This is a genomic window from Mycolicibacter senuensis (genome assembly GCF_002101885.1).
Lineage (GTDB): Bacteria > Actinomycetota > Actinomycetes > Mycobacteriales > Mycobacteriaceae > Mycobacterium > Mycobacterium senuense.
In genome coordinates this window covers 501,196-522,618 of record NZ_LQPS01000043.1, presented here as the reverse complement: position 1 = coordinate 522,618, position 21,423 = coordinate 501,196, and the positions used below count along the sequence as shown (strand labels likewise).

At 68.9% G+C, this 21,423-nt stretch carries 21 protein-coding genes; 4 read left to right on the top strand and 17 right to left on the bottom strand.

Features of this window, described 5'->3' with window-relative positions; genetic code table 11:
- Window positions 1–2: 2 nt before the first annotated feature.
- The 8 genes from AWC24_RS16930 to AWC24_RS16895 form a co-directional block, all read right to left on the bottom strand.
- The gene (locus tag AWC24_RS16930) at window positions 3–839 is read right to left on the bottom strand and encodes a shikimate dehydrogenase (protein WP_085086842.1); all 837 of its coding nucleotides are present in this window, start codon (window positions 837–839) and stop codon (window positions 3–5) included.
- A complete protein-coding gene (locus tag AWC24_RS16925) occupies window positions 817–2,007 on the bottom strand; it encodes an endolytic transglycosylase MltG (protein WP_234807412.1) in 1,191 nt (396 codons plus the stop codon). Before AWC24_RS16925 ends, AWC24_RS16930 begins: the two co-directional genes overlap by 23 nt.
- A gap of 73 nt (window positions 2,008–2,080) precedes the next feature.
- Complete coding sequence (gene ruvX / locus AWC24_RS16920; RefSeq protein ID WP_085086838.1) at window positions 2,081–2,608, bottom strand: Holliday junction resolvase RuvX; 528 nt, start codon at window positions 2,606–2,608, stop codon at window positions 2,081–2,083.
- Window positions 2,605–5,310: an alanine--tRNA ligase gene (gene alaS / locus AWC24_RS16915; protein ID WP_085086836.1), complete on the bottom strand. Its 2,706-nt coding sequence runs from the start codon at window positions 5,308–5,310 to the stop codon at window positions 2,605–2,607. Before alaS ends, ruvX begins: the two co-directional genes overlap by 4 nt.
- A gap of 94 nt (window positions 5,311–5,404) precedes the next feature.
- Window positions 5,405–5,809, bottom strand: coding sequence for a YjbQ family protein (locus AWC24_RS16910; RefSeq protein ID WP_085086834.1), 405 nt, complete (start codon window positions 5,807–5,809; stop codon window positions 5,405–5,407).
- 40 nt (window positions 5,810–5,849) lie between these two features.
- Window positions 5,850–6,752, bottom strand: a complete 903-nt coding sequence (locus AWC24_RS16905) for an HpcH/HpaI aldolase/citrate lyase family protein (RefSeq protein WP_085086832.1) — start codon at window positions 6,750–6,752, stop codon at window positions 5,850–5,852.
- Window positions 6,753–6,768: 16 nt separating this feature from the next.
- On the bottom strand, window positions 6,769–7,953 hold the full coding sequence (locus AWC24_RS16900) for a CaiB/BaiF CoA transferase family protein (protein ID WP_085087172.1): 1,185 nt from the start codon (window positions 7,951–7,953) through the stop codon (window positions 6,769–6,771).
- Window positions 7,953–9,302: an LLM class flavin-dependent oxidoreductase gene (locus tag AWC24_RS16895; protein ID WP_085086830.1), complete on the bottom strand. Its 1,350-nt coding sequence runs from the start codon at window positions 9,300–9,302 to the stop codon at window positions 7,953–7,955. The genes AWC24_RS16900 and AWC24_RS16895 overlap by 1 nt, the downstream gene beginning before the upstream one ends.
- Before the next feature lie 68 nt (window positions 9,303–9,370).
- Between AWC24_RS16895 and AWC24_RS16890 the strand changes: the two genes are divergently transcribed.
- Window positions 9,371–10,030 carry a GntR family transcriptional regulator gene (locus AWC24_RS16890; protein WP_407663417.1) on the top strand — a complete coding sequence of 220 codons (660 nt, stop codon included), beginning with the start codon at window positions 9,371–9,373 and terminating at the stop codon, window positions 10,028–10,030.
- Between the two features lie 120 nt (window positions 10,031–10,150).
- Here the strand turns inward: AWC24_RS16890 and AWC24_RS16885 are convergent, their stop codons facing one another.
- The 3 genes from AWC24_RS16885 to AWC24_RS16875 are packed head-to-tail and all read right to left on the bottom strand — an operon-like array spanning window position 10,151 to window position 13,513.
- Window positions 10,151–11,494, bottom strand: coding sequence for a replication-associated recombination protein A (locus AWC24_RS16885; RefSeq protein WP_109560514.1), 1,344 nt, complete (start codon window positions 11,492–11,494; stop codon window positions 10,151–10,153).
- Between the two features lie 26 nt (window positions 11,495–11,520).
- Window positions 11,521–12,630: an NDMA-dependent alcohol dehydrogenase gene (locus AWC24_RS16880; RefSeq protein ID WP_085086824.1), complete on the bottom strand. Its 1,110-nt coding sequence runs from the start codon at window positions 12,628–12,630 to the stop codon at window positions 11,521–11,523.
- Window positions 12,631–12,670: 40 nt separating this feature from the next.
- Window positions 12,671–13,513, bottom strand: coding sequence for a DUF3097 domain-containing protein (locus AWC24_RS16875; protein ID WP_085086822.1), 843 nt, complete (start codon window positions 13,511–13,513; stop codon window positions 12,671–12,673).
- Between the two features lie 449 nt (window positions 13,514–13,962).
- Here AWC24_RS16875 and AWC24_RS16870 point away from each other — a divergent pair, with 449 nt between their 5' ends.
- Window positions 13,963–14,307, top strand: a complete 345-nt coding sequence (locus AWC24_RS16870; protein WP_085087170.1) for a transglycosylase family protein — start codon at window positions 13,963–13,965, stop codon at window positions 14,305–14,307.
- A gap of 6 nt (window positions 14,308–14,313) precedes the next feature.
- Here AWC24_RS16870 and AWC24_RS16865 read toward each other — a convergent pair whose 3' ends face one another.
- The gene (locus AWC24_RS16865; RefSeq protein ID WP_085086820.1) at window positions 14,314–14,721 is read right to left on the bottom strand and encodes a PaaI family thioesterase; all 408 of its coding nucleotides are present in this window, start codon (window positions 14,719–14,721) and stop codon (window positions 14,314–14,316) included.
- A gap of 42 nt (window positions 14,722–14,763) precedes the next feature.
- The gene (gene aspS, locus AWC24_RS16860) at window positions 14,764–16,542 is read right to left on the bottom strand and encodes an aspartate--tRNA ligase (RefSeq protein WP_085086818.1); all 1,779 of its coding nucleotides are present in this window, start codon (window positions 16,540–16,542) and stop codon (window positions 14,764–14,766) included.
- A gap of 109 nt (window positions 16,543–16,651) precedes the next feature.
- Here aspS and AWC24_RS16855 point away from each other — a divergent pair, with 109 nt between their 5' ends.
- Complete coding sequence (locus tag AWC24_RS16855; RefSeq protein WP_085086816.1) at window positions 16,652–17,743, top strand: ESX-1 system-associated protein; 1,092 nt, start codon at window positions 16,652–16,654, stop codon at window positions 17,741–17,743.
- A 101-nt stretch (window positions 17,744–17,844) separates the two neighbouring features.
- Here the strand turns inward: AWC24_RS16855 and AWC24_RS16850 are convergent, their stop codons facing one another.
- The 4 genes from AWC24_RS16850 to AWC24_RS16835 form a co-directional block, all read right to left on the bottom strand.
- Window positions 17,845–18,129 carry a WXG100 family type VII secretion target gene (locus tag AWC24_RS16850; RefSeq protein WP_085086815.1) on the bottom strand — a complete coding sequence of 95 codons (285 nt, stop codon included), beginning with the start codon at window positions 18,127–18,129 and terminating at the stop codon, window positions 17,845–17,847.
- Window positions 18,130–18,149: 20 nt separating this feature from the next.
- Window positions 18,150–18,446, bottom strand: coding sequence for a WXG100 family type VII secretion target (locus tag AWC24_RS16845; RefSeq protein WP_013829288.1), 297 nt, complete (start codon window positions 18,444–18,446; stop codon window positions 18,150–18,152).
- An 84-nt stretch (window positions 18,447–18,530) separates the two neighbouring features.
- Window positions 18,531–19,739, bottom strand: coding sequence for a PPE family protein (locus AWC24_RS16840; RefSeq protein WP_085086813.1), 1,209 nt, complete (start codon window positions 19,737–19,739; stop codon window positions 18,531–18,533).
- Between the two features lie 14 nt (window positions 19,740–19,753).
- Window positions 19,754–20,053 carry a PE family protein gene (locus AWC24_RS16835; RefSeq protein WP_085086811.1) on the bottom strand — a complete coding sequence of 100 codons (300 nt, stop codon included), beginning with the start codon at window positions 20,051–20,053 and terminating at the stop codon, window positions 19,754–19,756.
- 493 nt (window positions 20,054–20,546) lie between these two features.
- On the opposite strand from AWC24_RS16835, the gene ypfJ reads away from it, so the two are divergent.
- Window positions 20,547–21,422, top strand: coding sequence for a KPN_02809 family neutral zinc metallopeptidase (gene ypfJ, locus AWC24_RS16830; protein WP_085086809.1), 876 nt, complete (start codon window positions 20,547–20,549; stop codon window positions 21,420–21,422).
- Window position 21,423 lies beyond the last annotated feature (1 nt).

Below are 21,423 nucleotides of genomic sequence, written 5' to 3'. Positions count from 1 at the left end.
GCTCAGCCCGGGTCGGCGATCACGCAAGTCATCGCCGCACGGGGTGCGGGCCGGCCGGTGAAGAGTTCGACCTGGGTGAACGCCTGGTGCAGCAACATCTGCAGGCCGCTGATCACCGTTCCGCCCGCCGCGGCGACCGCTGCCGCCAGCGGTGTCGGCCACGGGTCATAGATCGCGTCCAGCAGCACCGGCACCCCGGCCAACACCGGCGCGTAGCGGGCTGCGACCTCGGCCGGGAGGGTGCTGACCGTCACCGACGCGGCGGCGGCCGCCTCGGTGAGCCCGGCCTCGCCGAGTGCGCAATACCGTGCCGGCACACCGGCTTCGGTCGCCAGCGCCACCAGCCGTGCGGCGTTGTCGGGGTTGCGGGCGGCCACCGTGATACCGCTGACCCCGAGGTCGGTCAACGCCACCACCGCGGCCGGGGCGGTACCGCCCGACCCCAGCACGATCGCGTCCCCGGAAACCCGCCCGGCCGATCCCAGCGCCCCACTGACCCCGTCGACATCGGTGTTGTCGGCCAGCCAGCCGGTCGGGGTGCGAACCAGGGTGTTGGCCGAGCCGATCCGCTCGGCGCGCGGGGTGCGCTCGTCGGCGAAGGCCAGCGCGGCGAATTTGCCCGGCATGGTCACCGACACGCCGACCCACTCCGGCCCGAGTCCCGACACCAGCGCCGGCAACCGCTCGGCGTCGCACTCGATGCGGTCATAGGTCCATCCCCGCAGCCCCAGCGCCCGGTAGGCCGCCAGATGCAGTTGCGGTGAGCGGGAGTGCGCGATCGGCGACCCCAGCACGGCCGCCTTGCGTGGCCGCGGGTCAGCGGGAACTGTCGAGGACACCGTTGCCCAGAGCCATCTCGATGTTGTTCAAGTGCTGCTGATAGTTGTGGGTGAACACCGTGGTGCCGTCCTTGTCGATCGTGACGAAGTACAGCCAGTCGCCCGGTTCGGGGTGCTCGGCGGCTTGCAGGGCCTCCATTCCCGGTGAACAGATCGGGGTGGCCGGCAGTCCCTCGGAGGCGTAGGTGTTCCACGGCGTCGGCTTGGCTCGGTCGGCGTCGGTGGTGGCCACCTCCTGGCGATCCAGCGGATAGTTGACCGTCGAGTCGAACTCCAGGCGCTGGGGCTCGCTGAGGCGGTTGTCGATGACCCGGGCCACCTTGGCGAAGTCGTGCGGCAGGGCTTCGCGCTGCACCAGCGAGGCCACGATCAACAGTTCGTAGGGCGTCATACCCAGCTGCTCGGCAATGGCGGGCAGTCCGGTCTTGGTCAACTCCGCGGCGCTCTGGCCGATCACCTTCGACAACACCACCGGCGCCGGCGCGGTCGGGTCGACGTTCCAGGTGCCCGCAGTGATCAGCCCCTCGATGCGGCGGTGGTCGCGGCCCATCCTGGTGACCGGCCCGAAGGCCCAGTCCGGCACCGACAACGCCTCCGGCGTCTCCGTCGCCGCGGCCCGCCGCAGCTCCTGCGCCGTCAGACAGTGGCGATCGCCGTTGAGATCCAGGCAGCTGGCCTGGGCCATGAGCGTGAACACCCCCGGTGTCACGGCATTGGTCTTCATGTCGGTGGTGTCGTCGAGCTGGCGGCCTTCCGGGATCACCAGCTTGCCCACCCGGCTGGCCGGGTCGGTGAGCTGCTGTACCGCGGTGGCAGCCGGGATCTCGGCCCGCAACCGGTAGAAGCCCGGCTGGATCGCCGCGATGGCGGAGTTGCCCTGCGCGGCATCGAGGAACGTTGCGACGTTGGCGATCACACCGGCGCCCAGCATGGTTTCGGCGATAGCGGTGGTGAAGTCGCCCTCGTGCACCTCGATCAACACCTGCTGGCCGCCCTCGCCGGTGTAGTCGACGACGGGGCCACGCGAGTGCCACAGCTTGGATCCGAGGAACACCCCGGCGATGAGCAGCAGGGTGACCGCCGCGACGCCCATCGCGCCGACCAGCCGCCGGCGCCGGTTACGCCGCCGCCGCCGCCGGTCGTCGCGGGCCCGCTCGGTCCGGCTCATCCGGCGCCGCGGCGGTCCGACGGCCGCCGGTTCGGCTTTCGCGGCGGATCTGCCGTCAGCCGCCCCGGGTTGCTCACCCACCGTTGTCCTCCGTCGCCGGGGACACCATGCCCGAAGTCCGGCGCTGGTCGAGCCAGCTCTGCAGGATGGTCACCGCTGCGGCCTGATCGATCACCGAGCGCTGACGCTTGGACCGTACGCCGGCCGCCTGCAGGGCGCGGGCCGCGCTGACGGTGCTCAGGCGTTCGTCGGCCAGCCGCACCGGGACCCGCCGATCCCGCTTTGCCAGCACCCGGGCCAGTTCATCGGCGACCGCGATGGCGTCCGCGGCGGCCGATCCCGTCCGGTCGGCCAGGGTCCGGGGTAACCCGACGACCACTTCGACCACGTCGAATTCGTCGACCAGGCCGGCCAGCCGGCGCAGGTGCGACCCAGAGGTATGCCGGCGGACGGTCTCCACCGGGGTCGCCAGCAGGCCGTCGGGGTCACTGCACGACACCCCGATGCGCACGCTGCCCACATCCACCCCGAGCCGTCGTCCGCGGCCAGGGTCATCCGGCCCGCCGGGCCGGTCCGGGGTGCGATGGTGGGGGAAGGTCACGCCGGCGCGCTCCGGGCGACCGCCGAGCGGACCGCCACCAGGGCGGCGTCGATGCCGGCCGAGTCCTTGCCGGAGCCCTGCGCCAGGTCGGCTTTGCCGCCGCCGCGGCCGGCCACCGCGGCCGCCAGGTCCTTCACCAGATCATCGGCGCGCAACCCGAGTTCCTGCGCGGCGCTGTTGGTGGCGACCACATACGGCACGCCGGCCGACGAGTCCGGGGCCGGGTCGGCGATCAACACCACCACCGCGGGCTCCTCGCCGAGTTTGCCGCGGATGTCGCCGGCCAGCGAACGCAGATCGCCACCTCCGATGCCACCGGACATTCGCTGCGCCACCAGGCGCACGTTACCGACTCGCTCAGCACCGCTAGCGGCATTTGACGCAGCCGCGCGCGCACTGGCCAGCCGGGCGCGCTCGAGTTCCTTCTCGGCGGCCCGCAGCCGCTCCACCAGGTTTGCTACCCGGGCCGGTACCTCCTCGGACGGCACCTTGAGCGACGACGCCAGGCCGGCCATCAGCGCCCGCTCCTTGGCCAGGTGACGGAACGAGTCCAGCCCGACGTAGGCCTCCACCCGGCGCACCCCGGATCCGACCGACGATTCGCCGAGCAGGGTCACCGGGCCGATCTGCGCCGAGTTGTGCACGTGGGTGCCACCGCACAACTCCAGCGAGAACGGCCCGCCGATCTCGACGACGCGCACCCGGTCGGGGTACTTCTCGCCGAACATCGCCATGGCGCCCATCGCCTTGGCCTTCTCGAGGTCTTCGTTGAAGGTGTGCACCTCGAAATCGGCCTGCACCGCCTCGTTGGTCACCTCTTCGACCTCGCGGCGCTGCTCCTCGCTCAGCGGGCCCTGCCAGTTGAAGTCGAACCGCAGATAGCCCGGCCGGTTCAGCGAGCCGGCCTGAACGGCGTTGGGGCCCAGCACCTGCCGCAGCGCGGCATGCACCATGTGGGTGCCGGAGTGGCCCTGGGTGGCGCCCTTGCGCCAGGCCGGATCCACTGCGGCGGTGACGGTGTCACCTTCCACGAATTCGCCGGACTCCACATTGACCCGGTGCACGAACAGCGTTTGGGCGATCTTCTGCACGTCGGTGACGGCGGCTTTGGCCGCCCCGCCGCTGATCGTGCCGACATCGGCGATCTGCCCGCCGGACTCGGCGTACAGCGGCGTGCGGTCCAGCACCAACTCGACCCGGTCCGGCACCTCGTCGCGGCCACCGCGGGCAACCACCGGCACCCGCTTGCCATCCACGAAGATCCCGAGAATCGTTGCCTCCGAGCTCAACTCCTCGAAGCCGGTGAACTCGGTCGGTCCGGCGTCGACCAGCTCGCGATAGGCACTGAGGTCGGCGTGGGCGTGCTTGCGGGCCGCAGCGTCGGCCTTGGCGCGGGCCCGCTGCTGGGCCATCAGCTCCCGGAAACCGATCTCATCGACGGTCAGACCGGCCTCGGCCGCCATCTCCAGGGTCAGCTCTATCGGGAAACCGTAGGTGTCGTGCAGGGTGAAGGCGTCGGTGCCCGACAGCACGGTGGTCCCGGAGGTCTTGGTGGCCTGTGCGGCGTCGTCGAACAGCCGTGACCCCGACGCCAGGGTGCGGTTGAACGCGGTCTCCTCGGCGACGGCGATACGGCTGATCCGGTCGAAGTCGGTGACCAGCTCGGGGTAGGACGGTCCCATCGCGTCGCGAACGGTCACCATCAGATCCCCCACGATGGGGTCGTCGATACCGAGCAGCTTGGCGGCTCGCACCACCCGGCGCAGCAGCCGGCGCAGCACATAGCCGCGGCCGTCGTTGCCCGGGCTGACCCCGTCGCCGATCAGGATCGCCGCGGTGCGGGAGTGGTCGGCGATGACCCGGTAGCGCACGTCGTCTTCGGGTGTGCCGCCGCTTCCGTAGGGTCGGGGCGCCCGGGCCTCCACCGTGTCGATGACCGGGCGGACCAAGTCGGTCTCATAGACGTTGTGCACGCCCTGCAGCAGAAACGCGACCCGCTCGACGCCCATGCCGGTGTCGATGTTCTTGCGCGGCAACGGCCCCAAGATCTCGAAATCCTCCTTGCCGGTGCCCTCGCCGCGCTCGTTCTGCATGAACACGAGATTCCAGATCTCGATGTAGCGGTCCTCGTTGGCGATGGGGCCGCCGTCCACACCGAACTCGGGGCCACGGTCGAAGTAGATCTCCGATGACGGGCCGCACGGCCCGGGGATGCCCATCGACCAATAGTTGTCGGCCATCCCGCGGCGCTGGATGCGCTCGGCCGGCAACCCGGCGATCTCCTGCCACAGCGCCATGGCCTCGTCGTCGTCGAAGTACACGGTGGCCCAGATCCGTTCCGGGTCCAGGCCGTAGCCGCCCTGCTCGACACTGTTGGTCAGCAGCGTCCAGGCCAGTTCGATCGCGCCGCGCTTGAAATAGTCGCCGAACGAGAAGTTGCCGGCCATCTGAAAGAAGGTGTTGTGCCGGGTGGTGATGCCCACCTCGTCGATGTCCGGGGTGCGGATGCACTTCTGGATGCTGGTGGCCGTGGCATAGGGCGGGGTCCGCTGGCCCAGGAAGTACGGCACGAACTGCACCATGCCGGCGTTGATGAACAGCAGGTTGGGGTCATCGAGGATGACCGAAGCACTGGGCACCTCGGTGTGGCCCGCCTTCACGAAGTGATCGAGGAAGCGTTTCCTGATCTCGTGTGTCTGCACTCTAAAGTCGCTTTCCCGCCGTTGTCGCACCTATTGGACGGCCCTACAGTACCGGTCTGCCGATCACCGTCTCGACGCCCAAGAGGGTGCGGGTTCAGGCGCTGTTGAGGAAACTCAGCCGCACCGACCGTCGCGGGTTGTCCCGGTTGAGGTCGACCAGCACCACCGACTGCCAGACGCCGAGCAGTGGTTCGCCGGCGGCCACCGGCACCGTGATCGAGGGCGCGACGATCGCCGGCATGACGTGGTCGGCGCCGTGCCCCGGCGACCCGTGCGCGTGCCGGTAGCGGTCGTCGCGCGGCAGCAGGCGCTCCAGGGTGTCGACGAGGTCGGCGTCGGAGCCGGCCCCGGTCTCGATGATCGCCACTCCGGCCGTCGCGTGCGGCACGAACACGTTGCACAACCCGTCGCCGTGCCCGGCACAGAACGACCGCACCGCCTCGGTGAGGTCGACGGTGCGGCGCCGGGAGGTGTCGACGTCGAGCACTTCGGTGTTCATGGCCTCCAGCGTAGGAGCCCGCCGTGGTGCGGGCCGATCGTCAGCCGCCGTTGATCAACGCCACCCGGGCCAGGGTGTTGCGCGCCATCTTCACGTGCGCGGCGTCGACCAGCACCCCCTCGACCCCGACCGCACCCAGTCCCCTGGCCTCGGCCTCGCGGTAGGCGGCCAGGTTTCGTTCGGCCAACGCGATCTCGTCGGCGGTCGGCGCGAAAACGGCGTTGGCCACCGGAATCTGATCGGGGTGGATCGCCCACTTGCCGGTGTAGCCGTACAGCGAGGAGCGGCGGGCCTCGGTTTCGTAACCGGTCAGATCGGCGTAGTCGGGGTAGGGCGAGTCGATCGCGTCGATACCGGCGATACGCGCGGCGACCAGCACCTTGTTGCGGGCGTAGTGCCAGAAATCGCCGGGGTACGCACCGAGCGGGACGAAGTTGGTGTCCACCCGGGCGCCCTGGGACAGCGAGAAGTCGCCGACCCCGAAGATCAGCGCGTCGATCCGTGGGCTGGCCGTGGCGATCTCCTCGGCGTTGGCCAGCCCCTCCACCTCCTCGATGAGCACTTCGAGGCGAATCCTGCGCTCCAGGTGAAGTTTGGCCTCCAGCTGGGTGAGCAGCAGATCCACCCACCACACGTCGCGGGCGGTACAGGCTTTGGGCACGACGATGGTGTCGAGGTTGTGCCCGGCGGCGGTGACGACCTCGATGATGTCGTCGTGACACCACTGCGTGTCCAGCCCGTTGATCCGGATGGCGCGCGCGGTGCGTCCCCAGTCCAGTTCGTTGAGTGCGGTGATCACCTTGGCGCGGGCGGCCACTTTGTGGGCGGGTGCGGTGGCGTCCTCCAGGTCCAGGAACACCAGGTCGGCGTCGGAGGCGGCAGCTTTGGCGAACATGTTGTCGTTGGCGGCGGGCACGGCCAGCTCGGAACGGCGCAACAACATGGGGTTTCTCCTTCGGTCAGAGCACGCCGCGGGCGCGCAGATCGTCGATGTCGGACGGGGTCAGCTTCAGCAGGTCGCGGTACACCTCGGCGTTGTGCTCGCCCAATCGCGGGCCGAGATGCTCGACGCGGCCTTGGGCGTCGGAGAACCGCGGCACCGGGGCTTGGACGGTCATGGCGCCGAGTTCGTGGTCTCCGACCCGCACGAAGACCTCGCGGTGGGCCAGCTGTTCGTCGGCGACCAGGTCGGTGATGTCGTAAACCGCTGCGGCCGCGACCTGTTCGGCATCGAAGACGGCCATCGCCTCGTCCAGGGTCTTGGTCGCCACCCAGTCGGCTACCACCCGGTCTACTTCGGCGGCGCGGGCCAGCCGGCGCTGCGGGTCGGAGAAGTCGGCGTCGTCGACCAGATCGGCGCGCCCGATCGCCCGGAACACCCGCAGCGCCAGCGCCGGTGAGCTGCCCGACATGGCCAGCCAGCGGCCGTCGGCGGTGCGGTAGGTGTTGCGGGGCGCGGAGATGTCCCAGCGGTTGCCGGCCCTCGTGGGCACCAGCCCGAGCTGGTCGTAGCCGAGCAGGGTTTGCTCCAGCAGCCGGGTCAGCGGGTCGATGAGGTTGACGTCGATCAGCTGCCCCGGTGCGCCGTGCACGTCACGGTGATACAGCGCCATCATCACCGCGTAGGCGGCATTCAGTGAGGCGACTCCGTCGGCCAGCATGAACGGTGGCAGCGTGGGCGGCCCGTCGGCCTCGCCGGTGATGTTGGCGAACCCGCTCATCGCCTCCCCGAGGGTGCCGAAGCCGGGCCGGTCACGTTTCGGGCCGGACAGGCCGTAGCCGGTGATGTGCAGCATCACGATGCGGTCGTTGACCGTGCGCAGCGCCTCGTGGTCCAGTCCCCAGCCGTGCAGCGTGGCCGGCCGGGTGTTGACAATCACCACGTCGGCATGCGCCGTCAGCCTGCGGACCAACTCCTGGCCCTCGGGCACCCGCAGGTTTGCGGTGATCGACCGCTTGTTGCGCGACACCGACTTCCACATCAGTCCGACGCCGTCGCGCTGGTGGCCCCAGCCGCGGATCGGGTCGCCGGAGCCGGGTTGTTCGACTTTGATCACGTCGGCGCCGAACTCGCCGAGATAGGTTGCCACCAGCGGCGCCGCGGCCAGGGTGGCCAGGTCGAGCACCCGGATCCCGTGCAGCATCATGCCGCGGTCAGGCCCGGCCGGGCCAGACCCAGGTGCTCGCGCAGCGTGCGGCTGGAGTATTCGGTGCGGAACAGCCCGCGTCGCTGCAACTCCGGGACCACCATCCGGACCACGTCTTCATAGGCCCCCGGTGAATGTGTTGCCGCCAAGACGAATCCGTCGCAGGCGCCGCCGTGGAACCATTCCTCCATCTGGTCGGCGACCTGAGTTCCGGTGCCCACGAAGCGCGGCCCCTGCAGCAGGGTGGCGCGGTGGCCGGCCAGGTCACGCAGCGTGATGTCGTCGCCGAGGTGGGCGCGCAGGTTCTGCACCAGCCCGCGGATACCCGAGGCCGAGGCGATCAGGTCGTCGGTGATCGGATCGTCCAGGCTGTGCTGGGCGAAGTCGTAGTTCATCAGCTCGGAGAGCAGCGTCAGCGAGGCCATCGGGTCCACCAGCTCGTTGAGGAAGACCTGCTCGCGGTGCTTGGCGTGGTCCTCGGACTCGCCCACCACCGCGTAGGCCATCGGGCACAGCTTCACCGAGGCCGGGTCGCGTCCGGCGTCGGCGATGCGCTGCTTCTGATCGGCGTAGTGGCTGCGGGCCACCTCGATGCCCGGATCACCGGTGAAGATCAGATCCGCCCAGCGGGAGGCGAATTCGCGGCCCCTCCCGGACGAGCCGGCCTGGATGATGACGGGGCGGCCCTGCGGGGTGCGCGGCACGGTCAGCGGCCCGCGCACCGAGAAGTACTCGCCCTCGTGCCGCAGCTCATGGACCTTGTCCGGGTCGGCGTAGAAACCGCGGGCGCGGTCTGCCACGATCGCATCGTCCTCCCAGGTGTCCCACAGCCCGGCCACTACGTCGAGGAATTCGTCGGCGCGGTCGTAGCGCTCGTCGTGGCTGAGATGGCTTGTCAGGCCGTGGTTCTGCGCTTCGCCGTCGTTGACGGAGGTGACCACGTTCCAGGCCGCGCGCCCCGCCGACAGGTGATCGAGGGTGGCGAAGGTGCGTGCGACGTGAAACGGCGCGTAGTAGGTGGTGGAGTAGGTCGCGCCCAGTCCGATCCGCGAGGTGGCCTGCGCCAGCACGCCGAGCACAGTCGACAGATCCAGTTTCACCGGCCGCGCCCCGTAGCGCACCGCGTCGGCGACCGCTCCGCCATAGATGGCCGGCATGGCCAGTCGGTCGTCGAAGAACATCAGGTCGAAGCAGCCCTCCTCGAGCTGCCGGCCGATCTTGGCGTAGTAGGAGGCGTCGAGATAGCCGTGTTCGGTGGCGGGGTGGCGCCACGAGCCGGCGTACACCGAGGCGTTGCCGGCTTGCATGAAGGCGACGAGCGCCATCTGGTCGGTTCGGGAGGTCATGATTGATATCTACCATCTGATATATCAGATATCAACGTTTAGATTTTGTGATGTGTACCATTCCTGTCGTGACGGCCAACAACGTCGACATCGGCGGCACCGTGCGCGAGCGGGCCGCCCGTGAGCTGCGCAACCGCATCCTCACCGGCGAGCTGGCCCCCGGTACCCGGCTTGACCTCGACGCCATCACCGCGGAGTTCGCCACCAGCCGCACCCCGGTCCGCGAGGCACTGCTCGAGCTGTCCTACGAGGGACTGGTGCAGGTCGCTCCCCGCAGCGGCGTCACCGTGATCGGGATCCGCCCCGAGGACGTGCTGGACAGCTTCACCATCCTGGGCGTGTTGACCGGCCAGGCCGCCGCGTGGGCCGCCGAGCGGCTCACCCCCGACGACGTCGCGCAGCTGCGGACATTGGCCGCCGACGTCGAGGCGCTGCGCGGCTCGGACCGCATCGGCGACGCGAACTGGCAGTTCCACCAGGAGATTCACCGGGCCGCCCACTCGCCGCAACTGCTGATCCAGATCCGGCATGCCGCGCGGGTGGTGCCGACGAACTTCCTCACGGTGTTCCCCGAGCACGAGCACCATTCACTCGAGGATCACCAGAAGCTGGTCGCCGCACTGGCCGCGCGCGATGCCGAGGCGGCTCGCGCCATCGCCGAGCGGCACGTTCTGGACGCCGGGCGCTCGCTGGCCGACTGGCTCGGCCAGACCGGCGCCGCACGCTGACGCTGCACGTTTGCCGGCCATACTGCGTGGCGAGCTGGCATCCGTCGCCGCACCGACTCGGACTTTCACGACGCTTCGCCGGTGTGTCGCGTCGGGGGATTCCGGCTCAGCGCGGCGGGCTCAGCCCCGGCGGCGAATGATCGCCCGCAACTTCTGCAGCCGCCCGCCGATATCCCGTTCGGCACCCCGGCCGGTGGGCTGGTAGTAGTCGACGCCAACCAGATCGTCAGGCGGATACTGTTGTGGCACAACACCGTCCGGGTGGTCATGAGCGTAGCGGTAGCCGACCGCGTTGCCCAGCGCCTGCGCCCCCGAATAGTGACCGTCGCGCAGGTGCGCCGGGACCGCCCCGGCCTTACCGGCCCTGATGTCGGCCATCGCCGCACCCAGCGCGGTGGTCACCGCGTTGGACTTCGGTGCGGTCGCCAGGTGCACGCACGCATGCGCCAAGGTGAGCTGGGCCTCGGGCATGCCGATCAGCTGCACGGTCTGCGCGGCGGCCACCGCGGTAGGCAGCGCGGTCGGGTCGGCCATCCCGATGTCCTCGCTGGCGAGGATCATCAGCCGCCGGGCGATGAAACGCGGATCCTCCCCCGCGGTCAGCATCCGGGCCAGATAGTGCAGCGCGGCATCGACGTCGGAGCCACGCACGCTCTTGATGAACGCGCTGATCACGTCGTAGTGCTGGTCGCCGTCGCGGTCGTAGCGCACCGCGGCCTGGTCCAGGGAGGCCGCCACGGTTTCGACGGTGACCGCCTCGCCCGCCGACACCCCTTCAGCGGCGACCTCCAACGCGGTCAGGGCACGGCGGGCATCCCCGGCCGCCAACCGGACCAGCAGGTCGACGGCGTCGGGCGCCACCTCGACCCGCCCGACCAGCCCGCGCTCGTCGGCGATGGCACGGCCCACCACGGCGGCGATGTCCTCGGAGCCCAGTGGGCGCAGTTGCAGGATCAGCGACCGGCTCAGCAGTGGGGCGACCACCGAGAACGACGGGTTCTCGGTGGTGGCGGCCACCAGCAGCACCACCCGGTTCTCCACCGCGGCCAGCAGCGCGTCCTGCTGGGTCTTGGAGAACCGGTGCACCTCATCGATGAACAGCACGGTCTGCTCGCCGTAGGCCGCCGCGCGCCGGGCGGTGTCGATGACGGCGCGCACCTCTTTGACTCCGGCACTCAGCGCCGACAGCGCCTCGAAGCGGCGGCCCGTCGCGCCGGAGATCAGCGAGGCCAGCGTGGTCTTCCCGGTGCCGGGCGGGCCGTAGAGGATGACCGAGGCCGCCCCGGAGCCGTCGACCAACCGGCGCAGCGGGGAGCCGGGGCCCAGCAGGTGGTCCTGGCCGACCACCTCATCCAGCGATGCCGGGCGCATCCGTACCGCCAACGGCACCGGCGTGGTGGCGTCGGGTTCTGCTGACGCCGCGCCGGGTACGTCGAAGAGGCCGTCGGACACGCCTTCAGGCATACCATTTCCGGCCGACCGCCGTCGGGTCAGCGGTGCACGATCACCCCGCGGATGTTCTTGCCGTCGCGCAGATCCTGATAGCCCTGGTTGACCTGCTCCAGGGTGTAGCGGCGGGTGACCAGCTCGTCGAGCTTGAGCTTGCCGGCGTCGTAGAGCCGCAGCAGCCGCACGATGTCGTACTGCGGGTTGGCCCCGCCGAACAGGGTGCCCTTGATGGTCTTGCCGAACAGCGCCAGCTGCGAGCCCGAGACGTGCACGTCGAGGTCCTCCAGCTTGGCCAGCGCGGCGATCACCACGGTGCCGCCTTTGCCGATGGTGTTGAACGCCGCGGTCGTGACGGCTTCGTCCAGGTCGCCGACGGTGATCAGTGCCTGGTCGGCCATCTGCCCCCAGGTCAGCTCGGCGACCGTGACCATCGCCTCCTCGGCGGTGGCGAAGGCGTGGGTGGCCCCCAGCTTGAGCGCGGTCTCACGCTTGAACTCCACCGGGTCGACCGCGACGACGTATTTGGCGCCGGCGTGCGCGGCGCCCTGCACCGCGTTGATACCGACCCCGCCGACGCCGTAGACCACCACGGTGTCTCCGGCGCGCACCCCGCCGTCGTAATTGGCGCTCGCCCAGCCGGTGGGCACCCCGCAGCCGACCAGCACCGCGGTCTGAAGCGGCAGCCAGTCGTCGACCTTGACCACCGAGTGCTGCGAGACCGTCGCCCGCTCGGCGAAGGTTCCCAGCATGCAGAAGCCCCCGTAATCCGTTCCGCCCGAATGGAACCGGAAGCTGCCGTCGGGCATGCAGCCCTCCAGGATGGTCGCCCCCATGTCGCACAGGTTCTGCCGGCCGGTCGAGCAGTACCGGCAGGTGCCGCAACTGGGGATGAAGCAGCAGACCACGTGATCGCCGGGCGCGACCTTGGTGACCCCGGGCCCGACGTCCTCGATGATCCCGGAGCCCTCGTGCCCGCCGACGATCGGGAATCTGGCCGGCCAGTCGCCGTCGGCCAGGTGCAGATCCGAATGGCACAGCCCGGCGGCGGTGAACTTGATCAGCACCTCGCCGGGCCCCGGCCCGTCGAGATCGAGTTCCATGATCTCGAACGGCTGATGCGGTGCATGTGCGACGGCGGCAATCGTCTTCATGACGCCATCCAACCGGCTCAGTCGGCCGCGTTGGTCCGATTCAGGGGGATTGCGTCACGAAGTCGATCAGCTCTTCGACGCGGCCGATCAGCTCCGGCTCCAGGTCGGTCCAGTCCCGAACCCGGCCGCGGATCCGTTGCCAGGCCGCGGCGATGTCGGCCTGCCCGGCGTGCGGCCAGCCCAACGCGGCGCAGATGCCGCGTTTCCACTCGATGTTGCGCGGGATCGTCGGCCACGCCGACAAGCCGAGCCGTCCGGGTTTCACCGCCTGCCAGATGTCGACGTAGGGGTGCCCGACGATCAGGGTGTGCGCACCGGCCGGCCCGCGGCGTACCGCCTCAGCGATGCGGGTCTCCTTCGAGCCGGTCACCAGGTGGTCGACGAGCACCCCGAGCCGGCGACCCGGGCCGGGCTGGAACTCGGCCACGATGCCGGCCAGGTCGTCGATGCCGCCGAGGTATTCGACGACGACACCCTCGATGCGCAGATCGTCGCCCCAGACCTGTTCGACGAGTTCGGCGTCGTGGCGGCCCTCGACGTAGATCCGGCTGGCCAGTGCCACCTTGGCGCGGGCTCCGGGTACCGGCACCGAGCCCGATGCGGTGCGGGGGGCGGGCCTTTGGGCCGCGACCGGTCGCGGCTCGGTCAGGATGACCGGCTTGCCGTCGATCAGATAGCCCGGGCCGAGCGGGAACCCGCGGGTGCGGCCGTGCCGGTCCTCGAGCTCGATGCGCCCGTATTCGATGCGGACCACGGCGCCGACGTAACCGGTCTGGGCGTCTTCGACCACCATGCCGCGTTGCACCGGCACCTCGCTGGAACGGATCCTGCGGGCGCTGTGCGGGTTGTCGGCGAGGACGTCGCTTCCATAACGGTCGGCCACCCGAGGCAGCCTAGAGCCGCCGCGCCGCCGCGGGGGTGAACCGGTGGCGCGATTCCAGCGATTTTTTCGGCAGGGGTTCGCACCCGGCGCCGCACGGCGCCGGTAATCACTTCTGTCACTCTGACACCAATAGCCTCAGAAACAACATTAGCCGCTCAAACTATTCTTAATTTCTAAGAGATCTCTCGCAACATACGTATCAATAACAACACCGTTAACTCTGGACACTTTAATTGACTACTGCATCGACCAATAACAGCAATCCCATTTACATCTTTAGCTGTCCAAAATGTGCAATTTCATCATTTGTCGCGTTATGCTCGTAAACCTCACTGATAGACACCTATCACGGAGGTTGTGATATGCACCGGAACACGGCACGGCGTGTCGTGCAGTTCGGCGGGCGGCGCCTCGCGTGGGCCGCGTCCGGGCTGATCACCGGGGGGATCATGGGCGGACTGATGGCGTCGGCCGGGGTCGCCCGCGCCGACAGCAACATGCTGATGGGATGGGACGCCGTCGCCCAATGCGAATCGGGCGGCAACTGGGCCGCCGACACCGGCAACGGTTTCTACGGCGGGCTGCAGTTCAAACCGTCGACGTGGCGCGCATTCGGTGGTGTCGGGCTGCCGTCGAAGGCGTCGCGGGAAGAACAGATCGCCGTCGCCAACCGGGTCCTCAACGAACAGGGCCCCTACGCCTGGCCCAAATGCGGCCCCGGCAAGGTGTTCCCGTCGTCGGTGCAGGGCTGGGTGCCGCCGGCGGTGCGCCAGTTGCTCAAGCCGTTCTGGTGAGCCCGGCTACCTCGGCGCCAACACCGCCTGGGTCTGAGTGACCCGGGCGACCGGCTTCCCGTTGTCGTCGGTCAGGTCGGTCTGCACCACGATCGTGGTCCGTCCGACGTGCAGCGGAAGGCTGGTCGCGGTGACGATGCCCTCGCGAACCGCGCGAAAGAAATTGGTTTTCGATTCGATGGTCGACGTGCTGGCGCCCTGAGGCAGGTTGGCGACCGCGCACACCGCGCCGGCGGTGTCGGCGAACGCCATCAGCGCTCCCCCGTGCAGGATGCCCGCGGTGGTGCAGCGTTCCTCGGCCCACGCCATGGTGGCGGTCACCCGTTGCGGTGTCAGATCGGTGATGTCGATGTGGAGGGCCGACGCGAACGGCATGCTGGAGACCACCAGCCGGGCGAACTCAACCGAATCCATACCCGACAGCCTTGCCGACACCGTTACCGATGTCGACCTGCCTCAGCGCGGCTGGGGCGCCGCGTCCATCCCGGATTCCTTGCGCTGCGCCGCGGTGATCGGCGCCGGGGCGTCGGTCAGCGGGTCGATGCCGCCACCGGACTTCGGGAACGCGATCACCTCACGAATCGAGTCGACTCCGGCCAGCAACGCCACCACCCGGTCCCAGCCGAACGCCAGCCCGCCGTGCGGCGGCGCACCGAAACTGAAGGCGTCCAACAGAAATCCGAACTTCTCGGTGACCTCGGCTTCGCCCAGCCCCATCACCTTGAATACCTGCTGCTGAACGTCGCGGCGGTGGATACGGATCGAGCCGCCACCGATCTCGTTGCCGTTGCACACCACGTCGTAGGCGTCGGCCAGCACCGCCCCGGGATCGGATTCCACGCTGTCGGCGTGTTCGGGCTTGGGCGAGGTGAACGCATGGTGCACCGCGGTCCAGGCCCCCGAGCCCACCGCGACGTCGCCGGCCGCGGTGGCGTCGTCGGCGGGCTCGAACAGCGGCGGGTCCACCACCCAGGTGAACGCCCAGGCATCCGGGTCGATCAGCTCGAGCCGGCGCGCGATCTCGCCGCGGGCCGCTCCCAGCAGCGCGCGGGACGGTTTGGCAAGCCCTGCCGCGAAGAAGATGCAATCGCCCGGCGCGGCGCCGACGTGGCCGGCCAGTCCGGCGCGTTCGGTGTCGGTGAGATTCTTGGCCACCGGCCCGGACAGTTCGCCGTCCTCGCCGACCAACACATAGGCCAGCCCCTTGGCCCCGCGCTGCTTGGCCCACTCCTGCCAGCCGTCCAGCGTGCGCCGTGGCTGCGACGCCCCGCCCGGCATCACCACCGCACCCACATACGGTGCCTGGAACACCCGGAAGGTGGTGTCTTTGAAGAACTCGCCGCACTCCACCAACTCCAGACCGAACCGCAGGTCGGGCTTGTCGGAGCCGAACCGGCACATCGCGTCGGCGTAGGTCATCCGCGGCAGCGGGATCGGCAGGTCATAGCCGATCAACGCCCACAGCGCCTTGAGCACCTGTTCGGCGATGCCGATCACGTCCTCGGCGTCGACGAAGCTCATCTCCAGGTCCAGCTGGGTGAACTCCGGCTGCCGGTCGGCGCGGAAGTCCTCGTCGCGGTAGCAGCGGGCGATCTGGTAGTAACGCTCCATCCCGGCGACCATCAACAGCTGCTTGAACAACTGCGGGCTCTGCGGCAGCGCATAGAACGAGCCGGGCTGCAGCCGCGCCGGCACCAGGAAGTCACGCGCGCCCTCCGGGGTGGAACGGGTCAGCGTGGGAGTCTCGATCTCGACGAAGCCGTGGTCGGCCAACACCGTTCGAGCCGCAGCGTTGACCGCCGAACGCAGCCGCAGCGCCGCCCCGGGACCGTTCTCACGGCGCAGATCCAGGTAGCGGTGCCGCAGGCGTGCCTCTTCGCCGGCCGACTCGTCGAGCTGGAACGGCAGCGGCGCGGCCTCGTTGAGCACGGTCAGCGCCGTCGCATTGACCTCGATGGCCCCGGTGGGCAGATCCGGGTTCTCGTTGCCCTCGGGGCGGACCTCGACGATCCCGGTGACCGCGACACAGAACTCGGCGCGCAGGCGATGCGCCTGCTCCAGCGTCTCAGGATCACGGGGGTCACGGAACACCACCTGCGCCACCCCGGAGGCGTCACGCAGGTCGATGAAGATGACGCCGCCGTGGTCGCGTCGGCGTGCCACCCAGCCGGCAAGGGTGACACTGCGCCCGGCGTCGGTGGCCCGCAAAGAGCCGGCGTCGTGGCTGCGCAGCACTAAATACCCCCTGGATCGAGGACGGTCAGGTAACGGTTCGACGGTGGCCAAGTCTAGAGGCATCGCGGTGTCCTGCCCCGCGCCGCCCGGTGCTTTAAGCTGGCTCACTGTGACCAACGGGACCGATGACGTCGACTTCGACTACGACTACGAGGACGACGAGGAAGTCGCCACCCCCAAGCAGTCCAACAGCCTCAAATGGGGGTTGGCCGCCGTGGTGGTGCTGGCCGTGGTCGCCCTGGTGTTGGTCGCGGTGGTGCTGTTGGGCGGGGACCCGGGCAAGGGCTCGATGGCTGACGGCGGGAGCTCCAGCCGCAACGCGGCCGCCTCGGGCATCGCCAGCGCGGACGATACCGGGCCGGTGGCGATCATCATGAGCGACCCCAGCTGCACCGCGTGGGGGTCGATCAGCAGCAACCTGTCCAACACGCTGTCGCTGCTGGGACACGGCAAATGGAATGAGCGCGATCAGTCGATTCCGGCCACGGCGTGGAACGACGAACAGAAGAAGGAGTATCTGGCCGCCGGGCAGGTGGTGCGCAACGCCGCCGCGCAGACCGTCGGGCTGGTGAAGCTCACCCCGCACCGGGTGATGCGCGAGCTCTACGAGCAGTTCATCGCCTATGCCCGCGCGTTCGTCGAGCACATTCCCACCTACACCCAACGCGACGCTGCGCTGGCCGGTACCGCGCACAGCGCGGCCTCGGCACTGGCGGCGATCTGCGCGGCCGCCAACAACGGATCGGCTGCGACCCGCGCGCCGCTCGTCGAAGCGCAGTCCGCGCCCACCAAGACCGCCCCGCCGGGGAACCCCACCAACCCGCAGCGCTACCTGACCGGACCCAACCCGGTATGCGCCGATTGGAAAGCCGCACTGGACAAGTTCGGCGCCGACACCGCCGAATGGACGGAGATCGACCCGAGCGTCCCGGGGACCTACTGGAATCCCCAGCAGAAGGCGATCAACCTGGCGGTCGGCCCGGTGATGATCAGCCTGGCCAACAAGATGCAGCAGCTGGGGCGCCGCAGCAACAACCCCACCCTGCAGGATTTCGCGGAGCTGTCCGCGCAGTACCGTCGGGCGTTCGTGCTGGCGCTGCCGACTTACGACCCGTCGGACAACTACCTGGCCAACGCGGCGACGTTCATCTCCACCACCGTGCTGGGCGGCTGCGCATCGATATCGGTGGCCGGGCGGTAACCCGTCCCGGCCGCTGAACCGACCTCACTGACGGCCCTCAAACGCCAAGAACCGGTGCAGCCTGCAGGCTGCACCGGTTCTCGGTTGTGTGCTGGCTTGGGTCAGGCCCAGCTGGAGCCCACCGAGGCGTCGGTGTTGGCCATGTTGTTGCCGGCGGTCTGCACCTTCTGACCGTGGCTGTTGGCCTGCTCGTAGATCACCGCGAAGTTGCGGCCCAACTGCGCCACGAACTCCTGGCAGGCCACCGAACCCGAGCCACCCCAGAAGTCCCCGGCGGCCATCACGTCGTGCACGATCGCCTGGTGCTCGGCCTCCAACGAGGCGGCCTGGGCACGGATCAACGCGCCGTGGGCGTTCACATCGCCGAACTGGTAATTGATCGACATAGTTGCTCTCCTCGGTCCTTCTAGCTCGACAGGATCTGCTGGGAAGCAGCTTCTTGCTGCTCGTAGTGGTTGGCGTCGCGGATCAACCCGTCGCGCACCCCGTGCAGCATGTTCACGATGTTGCGAAACGCCGTCTGCATCTGACCCATGGTGTCCAGGGAGCGCATCGACGCCGCCCCACTCCAGCCCGCACCGGCGATGTTCTGCGACGACGCCCACATCCGGCGGGCCTCGTCCTCAACGGTCTGCGCGTGGACGTCGAAACGCCCCGCCATCGCCCGCATCGCATCCGGGTCGGTCATAAAACGTGTTGCCATGAAAATCTTCTCCTTCTTGCTCGGAATTCGTTGTGGTGCCGGGCGGCCGGCCCGGCGGACACGTGGTGTTCGAGGCCCCTTCCGTTACCCGCCGGCCGGCGAACGGGGCATAACTTTGGGGGCCTTGGCGGCGACTGCGCCGAGTCCGCGCCCGGCCATCGCGCCCATCATCGCGTGGCCGAGCGGCCCGCCGGGCAGGCCGGACGATCCCGCCATGGTCTGAATGGGAGCGCTGACCGTGGTGGACGGCAGCACCGGTGCGGCACGAACCATGCCGTCTGCGGCCATCGACCAGGCTTGCGGCACCTTCAGCGCGCCCATCGAGGCGGCCTGGCCGAGCTTGGCGGAGATGGCGTTGGTCGCCGTGCTGAAGTGGCCGGCCAGCACGCCGACCGCGCCCTGCAGCTTGTCGTTGACGAAGTCGCCGATCTGGGTCATCAGGGTGCCGGTGCCGGCCGCGCCGGCGGTCTGTCCGGCCAGTGCGCCCGTGCCGCCCATCGCGCCCATCCGGGCCATCTGCATCAGCAGCATGGGCAGGATCCTCGCCGCCATCATGGCGGGCATGCTCATCGTGTTGATGGGCGACATGATCGAGCTGATCTGGGTGGCCATCAGCGTCTCGTCGAGGCCCGTGGTCGGGATGCCCATCGAGTCCATGATCCCGCCGATCGTCGACAGGTTGTACCCCGGGTTGACGGGCGGGGTCCCGCCGTCACCGGGAATGGGCGCTCCGGTGGAGGTGTCCGCAGCCGAACCCGGCTGCGTGGCCTGGGCCGAGTTCGGCGGGGCCGACTGAACCTGCATCATGTTGTTGTTGGCCTGAGCCGACATGTTGTAGGTGTCCATCGCGACGCCGTCCTGCGCCCACATCGCTTCGTACTGGGCTTCGGTCGCCGCGATCGCCGGGGTGTTCTGCCCGAAGAAGTTGGTCGAGATCAACGCCATCAGCATGGCCCGGTTCGCCGCGATCACCGGCGGTGGCACCGAGGCGGACCTGGCCGCTTCGAACAGTGCGGCGGCCTGACTGGCCAAGGCCGCGTTCTGGGTGGCGTTGGCCGACGCCTGCTGCAGCCAGGCCACATACGGCGCAACCGACGACGACGCCGCGGCCGACCCCATGCCCGTCCAGGTCGAGGTCAGGTTGGCGACCACCGAATTCGTCGCCGTCGCAGACGTCGCCAGCTCGGCGGCCAGATTGGCCCAAGCCGTCGACGCCTCCAGCAGAGGCGCCGAACCCGGCCCGGTATATATCAAGCCGGAGTTGATCTCCGGCGGGAACACGCTGAAGCTCATTGACGCGCCTCGACTCAGCCGGCCGACGTGGCGTTGGCGGCCTCGGTGAGGGCGTAGGCGTTGGAGTTCCCGCTGAGGGTGGCCACGATCTGCTGGTGAACAGCGGCAGCCTGGGCGCTGACCTGCTGGAACAGCTGGGCGTGCGTGGCGAATTGGGCAGCAGTCATCGCCGAGACCATGTCGGCGGCAGGCGGCACCACACCGGTGGTGGGAGCGGCCGCGGCGGCCATGCCCGCGGTCATAGAGTCACCGATTCCCGACAGGCTGCCCGCAGCCGCCGTCAGAACCTCCGGCTGAGCGGTTACGAATGACATCTTTCCTCCTGGAACCTGAAGCGATGTGGTGTTACGCGATCGAAGTCTGGGTCAGTAGTTGACGCACGTCACTCTAGCCGACGTCGTCTAATAACGATCTGATAAAGCTGTGGCTGCCGATGCCAGCGAGAGCCCCGGCCATGTGCCATACCAGGGGGTAACAACACCAGCTGAAGCGTTCACCGGGCAGACGACCTCTCCATAGATCTGACGGCATAAAGCATGTGGCAGCCGTTGCGGGTGTGGTTCCCACCGCAGCCGGAAGCAGAACGTAACACCGGCACCACCACCCCGTACAGCACCGCGACAAACATTCAGTAAAGGTTTGGGAACTGGTCAGACAAGATCGGCTTTGGTTAACGAACCACCTGGATTCGCCACGGTAACCGGGCTCAAGCCGACCGCCCGCCTGTGCGGGTATGCAAAGCTAAGGAAGCTCACAAGGCGGCCGGCCGGTGACCAGGAAACCTACGGAAATTCCACGGAGCGTGCGATGACCTTCAACGAAGGTATGCAGATAGATACCAGCACCACCTCATCTGGCGGCGGCGGCCGTGGGATCGCCATCGGCGGTGGTGTCGCCGGGCTGGTGATCATGGTGGTGGCGCTGCTGCTCGGGGCGGATCCCGGCGACGTGCTCAGCCAGCAGCCGGTGGATCGCGGGCAGTACACCGCGCCGGGGTTCGACCTCAGCAAGTGCCGCACCGGTGAGGACGCCAACAGATACGTGCAGTGCCGGGTGGTGGCGACCGCCAACTCGGTCGACGCGGTGTGGTCGGAGCTGCTACCCGGTTACAGCCGTCCGCAGGTGCAGTTGTTCAGCGGCCAGACCACCACCGCCTGCGGATCGGCCACCAGCGCCGTCGGGCCGTTCTATTGCCCGGGCGACCAGACCGCCTACTTCGACACCGACTTCTTCCAGGTGCTCGTCGACCAGTTCGGCTCCAGCAGCGGGCCGCTGGCGCAGGAGTACGTGGTGGCCCACGAGTTCGGCCACCACGTGCAGAACCTGCGCGGAGTGCTCGGCCGGGCCCAGCATGGTGCGCAGGGCGCAACCGGCGCCGGGGTGCGCACCGAGCTGCAGGCCGACTGCTACGCCGGGGTGTGGGCGCACTACGCGGCGGTGACCAAACAGAAGAGCACCGGGGTTCCGTTCCTCAAGCCGCTGACCGACGACGACATCCGCGACGCGCTGTCCGCGGCGTCGTCGGTCGGTGACGACCGCATCCAGGAGGCCGCCACCGGCCGCGTCAACCCGGAGTCCTGGACGCACGGCGCCTCGGCGCAGCGACAGCACTGGTTCACCGTCGGTTACCAGACCGGCGACCCCAACCAGTGCGACACCTTCGCCGCAGCCGACCTGGGGTAGC